Annotated in this window: 8 protein-coding genes; 1 reads left to right on the forward strand and 7 read right to left on the reverse strand. The window is 60.7% G+C overall.

Annotated features, from left to right (window positions below):
- Positions 1 to 284 precede the first annotated feature (284 nt).
- From JO015_05850 to JO015_05870, 5 genes are all read right to left on the reverse strand, one after another.
- Positions 285 to 1,637: a glutamine synthetase gene (locus tag JO015_05850; GenBank protein ID MBV9998621.1), complete on the reverse strand. Its 1,353-nt coding sequence runs from the start codon at positions 1,635 to 1,637 to the stop codon at positions 285 to 287.
- Positions 1,638 to 1,646: 9 nt separating this feature from the next.
- A complete protein-coding gene (locus JO015_05855) occupies positions 1,647 to 2,339 on the reverse strand; it encodes a hypothetical protein (protein ID MBV9998622.1) in 693 nt (230 codons plus the stop codon).
- 141 nt (positions 2,340 to 2,480) lie between these two features.
- Positions 2,481 to 3,473 carry a sulfotransferase family 2 domain-containing protein gene (locus tag JO015_05860; protein ID MBV9998623.1) on the reverse strand — a complete coding sequence of 331 codons (993 nt, stop codon included), beginning with the start codon at positions 3,471 to 3,473 and terminating at the stop codon, positions 2,481 to 2,483.
- A gap of 248 nt (positions 3,474 to 3,721) precedes the next feature.
- Entirely contained in the window at positions 3,722 to 4,777 is a 1,056-nt protein-coding gene (locus tag JO015_05865) for an ABC transporter permease (GenBank protein ID MBV9998624.1), read from the reverse strand.
- Positions 4,774 to 4,920, reverse strand: a complete 147-nt coding sequence (locus JO015_05870; protein MBV9998625.1) for a hypothetical protein — start codon at positions 4,918 to 4,920, stop codon at positions 4,774 to 4,776. Before JO015_05870 ends, JO015_05865 begins: the two co-directional genes overlap by 4 nt.
- 318 nt (positions 4,921 to 5,238) lie before the next feature.
- Here JO015_05870 and JO015_05875 point away from each other — a divergent pair, with 318 nt between their 5' ends.
- Positions 5,239 to 6,351, forward strand: a complete 1,113-nt coding sequence (locus JO015_05875) for a beta-propeller fold lactonase family protein (GenBank protein ID MBV9998626.1) — start codon at positions 5,239 to 5,241, stop codon at positions 6,349 to 6,351.
- Here the strand turns inward: JO015_05875 and JO015_05880 are convergent.
- On the reverse strand, positions 6,341 to 6,856 hold the full coding sequence (locus JO015_05880) for a hypothetical protein (protein ID MBV9998627.1): 516 nt from the start codon (positions 6,854 to 6,856) through the stop codon (positions 6,341 to 6,343). The genes JO015_05875 and JO015_05880 overlap by 11 nt on opposite strands.
- Before the next feature lie 116 nt (positions 6,857 to 6,972).
- On the reverse strand, positions 6,973 to 7,881 hold a 909-nt coding region (pdxA, locus tag JO015_05885), incomplete at its 5' end, for a 4-hydroxythreonine-4-phosphate dehydrogenase PdxA (GenBank protein MBV9998628.1).

Raw genomic sequence — 7,881 nt, forward strand, 5'->3', positions numbered from 1 at the left:
CTACCCGCGTGAGGTATGGATGCCTTCCTCTGCGTGTTCTGCAGATGAAAATGAAAGTGCCGGGTGTCGAGTGCCGGGTGCCGGGTGGGGTTCGGAGCGGCTTTGCCCCACGGGCCTTAATCTGTGTCAATCTGTGTAATCTGTGGACGTTTTCTCGTTTCTGCGTCCTTCTGCGTGTTCTGCGGATGATTCTCAAAGATCTTGGGCAGGAACGACGCTTCGAGGCCGTGACGCGGCGCTATCGTGAGCGCTTTCCATCCCGGTTTACCTCAAAGCCGGCCCGGTCAAAGGAACTCGAAGTATTCGTTCCACTCCCACGGGTCCACACGGTCGTGAAATGCCGGCGTGTCGTAAACGGCGATCGCGGCTTTCGCCTTGTCGACTTCATGCCGCTTGACTGCGACAAACAATTTTATGAACTCCGCTCCCAGCGCTTCCTGCATCACGGTATCCCGCCCCAGCGCATCGAGCGTCTCTTCCAGCCGGGTCGGCAGGTCGATGACGCCGGGCAGCCCGTAGGCCATCCCCGTCACGGGTACGGGCGGTTCGATTTTGTTTTTCAACCCATCGATTCCTGCCGCCAGGCAGGCCGCCATGAGCAAATACGGGTTCGAGGCACCGCAACCGCAGCGATTTTCAATGTGGGTGCTCTCGTCCCCGTTTCCCTTGACGCGAATGGCGGTGGTCCGATTCTCGAAACCCCAGGTCGCGTTGACCGGGGCAAACGAATAAAGTTTGTAACGTTTCGTACAGTTGACCGTCGGCGCCGCCAGCGCGCAGATCGCCCGTGCATGGGCGAGTTGTCCGCCCAGAAAATGGCGGCATACGTCCGATAAACCGTCCTCCCGTCCGGGGTCCGCAAAGGCGTTCCTACCCTCTGACCAGAGCGACTGGTGAAAGTGGCACCCGCTCGCGCTTTGGTCGATGTAAGGTTTGGTCATGAAGGAAGCCGCCATCCCGTGGTGCCGGGCAATTTCTTTAACCCCGTTTTTGAAGGTGAATGCGTGATCGGCGGCGGTCACCCCCCAGGCAGGCGCGAAGTTAATTTCCATCTGTCCCGGCCCATACTCCGCGTTGGCCGTGATGACGTCTACGCCAACCGCAGACATGTGTCGCAAAACGTCATACACCAGCGCCTGGTTGAAATTGTTGCGCAGCGTGGCAAAAATCTGAATCCCGGGAAAGGGCGGCTGATGAGTCTCCGCATCCACCAAATAGAATTCATACTCATAGCCGCTCATCAGCCGGTACCCCAGGGCCTCCAGGTCGGCTAACAGTCTTCTTACCACCAGGCGCGGCGCAGCCAGGGCAGGACGGCCATCGACGTAGTGAGGTTCACACAGGACCCGGGCCGTTTTGTCGGTCCATGGCAGGATTTGGAAGGTGTCGAGGTCAGGTTTGATACGGCTATCCGGGAAACCGAGTTCCTCGAGATAGCCGGTGCCCGCTGCGACGTTAGCCTGAACATCGAATCCTAACTGTCCCAGCAGGAAATTTAATCCGTGCTGAGCAAAGTATTCGAAGTGCTGCCGTGGCACGGTTTTGGAGCGGGAGATACCGTGGGTATCGGTTTGTTCAAAGCGGATAAACTCAATGCCGCGATCGTGAAGGAGCTTGGAAATCTCGACCAGCTGCATACGGGTCTCCTAGAGGCTAAACGTCATGATCGTCCGGTTGCCGACCGCTTCCCACCGGGTGGCCTGAGCCAGTTCAATGACCGGATCAGAAGCGATGAAGAGCGTTTCTTCGCTCCTGGTGAGATGCATCGTGAAGTACTTCGGCGACGGGCTCGGCTCCGCAAACCAGTTGCAGACCGTTAGCCCGGTTGGTTCGACCAGCATGAAGTTGGCTGAAGTTGTGTTGGCTGGAAGCTTCTTGAGCTGCTCATTCAAGGCCGTCTGCCGGTCGGCAGCCTCGAACGCCGGGATCAGCCATTCAAACAATTCGCGGCTATCCCAGAGTGAACTCTCGTAGCCCAGCTCTCGAAAAATGTCCGGCGCATACCCGTTATGAAAAAAGTACGCCGTCCGGCCTGCAACGGCGCCCTCGACGGGATGAACGTAGCTGATGCCGGTCTTGGACTTCACAGACGCGGCGCGGGTGTGAACCGCTAACAACCGGCCACGGGCTGCGGTCAGCCTGGGATCCGCCCGGTTCGTTGAAATCGGCGCTTCGTCCCGGATGCATCCCAGCCGGTCTTGAGCGTCAAGGTAAACGGCGCCCCAGCCGTCGAAATGACGGCGGTCAGGGAATTCATGCGCTGCGGTTCGCCCCTGGCTCATGGCCACAGCGGCGTCTGCGATCGATGCTGCGTCAAACCTCCCAACTGCCGCGATCATCCTGCACATCCGGTAACCCCCCTCTTCTGGGCCGGATGGTACCTTGCCGGACGGCAGGCGGCAAGATCTCGGTATGGGCAAGCGCCGGGGGTCAGGGTGCGGCGTATGATGCGCGCAACGTGGCGGCCGCGCCTGGCCCCGTCACCTGGCCCCCGTGGTGCCGATCTGAACGCCGAACGCTTCGTCTGCCGAGCCCGCCGCGTGACCGCCGCGAGGCTGCCATAGCGGCAACGTCTCATAGAGCGCCACGTCGATCGGCAGCACCGCGCGGAGTCGATGCCTGATTTCGGCTTCCTCAGCGTCAGAGCCGAAACTCCCCTCGGCGGACCGGCGTTCATGCGGCACAACCCCGACGCTGGCAAGAACTCCAAACCGCTGCAGTGAGGCGGCGAAGCGGGCAATATCGCGTTGCAAATGAGCAAAGTCGCCCACAAAGAAAAATCGTCTAAGTTCCGTCAGGGCCATGGCAAAGGCCACCTGGTCGTCACGCTCCTCGCACCGGTTTGCTCTGCCTGGTGTGGCGGTGACCCGTCCCAAACCCTTAAGGGTGGCCAGCGAGCCGTGGAAGAAAAATCGGGCCAGCGAACTCGCTTCAACGTGGGTTTTCCGGTTTGGCCCGGTCCCAGTGTCGATCCAGCCGCGCAACACCGACGGAACATCGACGGCCGTGTTTTTTGCCGGCAGGTACCGCTCGAAGTTCGGATTCGGCGTCGCGCATTCCCGAATTAAATGTTTTGCACAGGAAACCACCCGATCGACCGGTTCGCGTAAAAACGTAAAGTAGAGCGCGGGCCGGCCCGCCAGCACTTGCGGGAATTCACGGAGCTCGTGCGAAGCGAAGCACCGTAAATGCGGGCGCGCCGCCACAAAGGTTTCCATCTCCGAGAGGGACCAGGTACGCTCAGGAATTCTGGAGTACCAACGTTCGAAGCCTTTTCCGAACCAGCGTTCCAAAAGCAGGTTCAACGTGGTGCCCCCGCATTTTGGCACGTGGACATGCACAAACACCGGCAAAGCCGTTCCTGACTGCGCGGGCATTGCAGAGTCGCCATCCTGTCCCTCAAATCGTTCAGGTGCTCGCCGGAGCAGCGGCACTTCCCGCGGGGTGAACGATCTGAACAGGGTGGCAAGCATGAAGGAACCAGCATATAAAGACGGCCCCGAATCAGCGGGTTACAATTATCTCGGGCGCGAAACCGGCACCCCGGGGCTTGCACGGCGATATGCGACAAACCGGAACGGCCAGGCACGGCACGTATACGGCTGTGTTGCCAAACGCATGAGCCGTCCCTGGAGCTGAACCAAAAGTTGTCACTCGCCAGTCGCTCCGGCAGGGGCATGCATCAACGCGGTGCTGGTAAAGCAGGTCAATGGCATCACCTTCAGCTGCTGAAGGGAGCCCTCGGCGACCCGCTTGATGCGCTCGCTTTCTGCGGTTCTACCTTTGCGCCGTCCACACCTCTCAGGGAGCGCCTTATCTTGGCATAGGTCACGAACCGTTGGATGGTGTTGGTCAACAACAACGACAGGATTAAGAGCAATCCGACCGCGATGCCTTGGTCATCCCCTCCCATCCCCCGCAACCCAAGCACGTTCCGGGTTAGCGCCACCAAGCCGAGGGCAAAAAATACCCCGATGTAGTTGCCCTTGCCTCCAAACACGCTGATGCCGCCAAGAAAGGCGATCGTGATGACGTCCAGTTCGTAACCGAAGGCGTTGTTTGCTCGCGCGTTACTCAGGCGGGCCGTGAGAATAATCGCGGCGAGGGCGCTCATCAGCCCGGAAACCACGAACAACCCGAAACGGATGCGGTTGACGCGGATGCCGGAGTATCGCGCGACGGCGGGGTTGCCGCCCACGGCGTAGATCTTTCGCCCTAAGGGCGTGCACTGAAGCACCACCGTAAACAGGACCGCGGCGATGATGAAAGGGACGGTGACCCAAGGGATAGGCACCGGGCCGATCGTGTTCAAACCAAAGTTAGTCAAGGAATCTGGCAACGTGTTGATCGCACCTGCACCAAGCAGAATGTACCCAAGGCCGCGAAACAGCGCCATGGTACCTAACGTCACGATGAGGGAAGGGAGCCCGAGTCGGCAGACGACGTATCCATTCACCGCCCCGGCGGCGATACCGGCCAAGAGCACGACGGGAATCGCAAGGGGGAGGGGCGCACCCGCCCGCACCATCATGCCCAGAATCACGCTGCAGAAGGCGAGGATGCTCGCGATGGACAGGTCGATCTCCCGGACGATGATCAATAAAACCATCGGCAGCAGCATCAGGGCCTTCTCGGTCATCTCGGCGCCGGCTTGCGAGAGGTTAAACGGATCCGAAAAATGCGGCACGCTGACGCAGGCGTAAGCGAACGCGCAAACGAAGAGGAGGGCCAAAAAGAAGTCCCAACTGCCTAAGAGGGACGCAACTTTTTTGTTCATTTCTTGACTCGTGTTAATCGCGGTTGATGGGCTTTTCGTGTGACGTAGGCGTCGGCCGAGATCGCCCCAAGAATGACGAGTCCGTACACGGACTGGATTTGCAGGGGCTCGATGTGCACCAGGATAAAGGCGTTGTTGATCACCAGAAGCGTGATCGCTGTAAGCCGACGATTTTAAGCAACGGCTGGGTTCCTCGAGCATTTGGTCGTGATCCAGGAGGTCCAAAAACCCCGTTTTCGGGTGGCCCAACTGGGTGCTTGGCTCGTTACAGGCTGCCATCGAAGCAGCGCCGTCTTGCTATAGGGCTCCTGAGCCTTTAAAGTTGGTCCCTTTAGCGTCTCGCCATGAAGCCCCCCATCCTATACTGTCCATCTAGCTCCGGATCGCTCTTGCCCAATCCTGTTTTTCCAAACAGGACCCGTCCGAAGAGGAGTCAAATCCGGGCCGGTTTTGCCTCAGCCTTGCTTACCCTTGTCGTGCTGATCGTCGGCCCGGGCAAGCCTATTCTTGCTCACGCACAAGGTCAAGATGGCGCCCAACTTGGGCGGGCCGGATTCCTCTATGTGACAAATTCGGCCGGTAACGACGTTTCAGCCTACCGCATCGGCCCACATGGGGCTCTGATGCCCGTGGCTGGTTCACCCTTCGCCACGGAGAACACGCCCAGTTCCGTAGCGGTGGATCCCTTAGGTCATTTCGTCTATGTGGCAAACACGGGCATCGCCCCCGCTCTTGGCAGTATCTCGGCGTTCCACATCGGTTCACGGGGGGCCTTAACGCCCGTGGCCGGTTCGCCCTTTGATGCGGGCAATGGACCCCTTTCGGTGGCGGTGGACTTTTTGGGACGGTTTGTCTACGCGGTAAATACCGGCAGTAACAACGTTTCAGCTTACCGCATCGGTTCTGACGGGAGCCTGACGCCGGTAGCCGGTTCGCCCTTCACGACAGGGACCGCCCCGTTTTCAGCGGCGGCGGACGTCGCGGGCCGTTTCGTGTATGTGGCCAACCACCTCAACAACAATATCTCAGCCTACGGCATCGGCCTGGATGGGACCTTAACGCCCGTGGCCGGTTCGCCCTTTGCTGCAGGGGCGTTTCCCAGTTCCGTGGCGGTGGACATTTTGGGACGGTTTGTCTACGTGGCAAACGCGTCCAGCGGGAACGGCAGCATCTCAGCCTACCACATCGGTTCGGACGGGATCCTGACGCCGGTAGCCGGTTCGCCTTTCATGACGGGGACCGCCCCCTTTTCGGTGGCGGTGGACCTCCCAGGCCGCTTTCTCTATGCAGCAAACGGGGAGAGCAACAACGTCTCGGCTTACGCCATCGGCCCGGATGGGGCACTGGCGCCGGTGACCGGTTCGCCCTTCCCGGCGGGGGTCAGACCCGTGGCCGTGGCCGTCGATTTCTTGGGCCGCTTTGTCTATGTGGCCAACCACGGCACGTTCCCCGACTTTACGGACAGCAGCATCTCGGCCTACCGCATCGGTCCGGATGGGGCCCTGACGCCCGTGAAAGGTTCACCTTTCGACGCTGCGGGGACTGGTGCCAATTCCGTGGCGATTAGCCCCTGATATCGGGCAGTACAAGGGACGGTGCCGGCGCCTCCGCCGAGGAATTTCCACTTTTGGTTTTGGCGATGGCGGCCGCGCCGCCGATGTAGTTGCCGACGTTTACCAGCAGCAACGCGTAGCTCATGATAAGCGATACGGTCAGCATGGTGGACCGTCCGAATTTCTGGGCGATCGCGGCCGAAATCGTGTACTCGCCGGATCCGTATAGCCTTTTGACGAAAAACAGTCCGAACAACAGGAAGCCGATCGAGGCGCCCAGCACCGACCAGCTCACCGAAACCCCGGAGCCGAACGCCTCCTGCGCGGTGCCGACCGTCGACTTGGCCCCGATAAACCGGGACATCAGCAGCACGCCGATGACCGCGGCGGGCAGCGAATGCGAGGCCGTCATGAACTGGTCGACAGTCCGGCTGCGCAGTCGCACCGTCAGCCAGCTGGTGAGCAGGATGTACGCGACCACCATCGCGATGATGACCGCAGTACCGAAGGCATCGAATTCGGCCATTTTTTTTCCTCTCAGTGGGCGGCAGGAGCCGCGGGTGCATCAGGTTCCAAGTGCCTCAAGACACTGCTGAGCTTGCTGGCAAATACGTCGTCTGAATCTGTTTTAGCTACCTGAAGTCAACGTGGCGTCGCGGCAGCTTTCTTTGGCGCGAGTTCCGCCGCCTGCTGCAGCGCGACCAGCAGGCTCCGCTCGTCGGCTTTCCCGGTGCCCGCGATGTCGAAGGCGGTGCCGTGATCGACGGAGGTTCGTATAACCGGCAGACCGACGGTAATGTTGACCCCCGCCTCGATGCCAAGCACCTTCACCGGCCCGTGCCCCTGATCGTGGTACATCGCGACCACGATATCAAAGTCGCCACGGCCCGCGCGAAAGAACAGGGTATCGGCCGGCAGCGGTCCCTGCACGTCCCAGCCTCGCCCCTGGCAGGCGCGCACCGCCGGCTCGATTTTTGTTTCTTCCTCCCCATGCCCGAACAGGCCGTGCTCGCCCGCGTGCGGGTTGATACCGCAGACGCCGATCCGCGGGCGCGCAATGCCGGCGCGAGTCAAGACGTCGTGCGCCCGCGCGATGGTGCGCTCGACCAGCCCGGGCTCGATCTTGGCGACGGCATCGATCAGCCCGATGTGGGTGGTCACGTGAATGACTTTCAGCTTCGGCGTTGAAAGCATCATCGAGACCTCCGGCGTTCCGGTGAGGTGAGCCAGCATTTCGGTGTGTCCGGGAAACCGGTGACCGCCCGCGTGCAGGGCCTCTTTGTTGAGCGGCGCCGTGCAGATGGCGTCAATTTCGCCGGCCTGGGCCAACTCGACGGCGCGGGCCAGGTACTGGTAGGCGGCCTCGCCGCAGATCGGTGAGAGCTGCCCCCAGGGGAGCCCTTCGGGGATGAGGTTCAGGTCGATGCAATCCGCAATGCCAAGCCTGAATTGCGCCTCGGACGGATGGTTGATCGCGTTGACCTCCAGCTTGGAATTGACGATGCGGCCGGCCTCACGGAGGCGACGGGCATCGCCAATCACCAGCGGGCG

Source organism: Verrucomicrobiota bacterium (assembly GCA_019247695.1).
GTDB lineage: Bacteria > Verrucomicrobiota > Verrucomicrobiia > Chthoniobacterales > JAFAMB01 > JAFBAP01.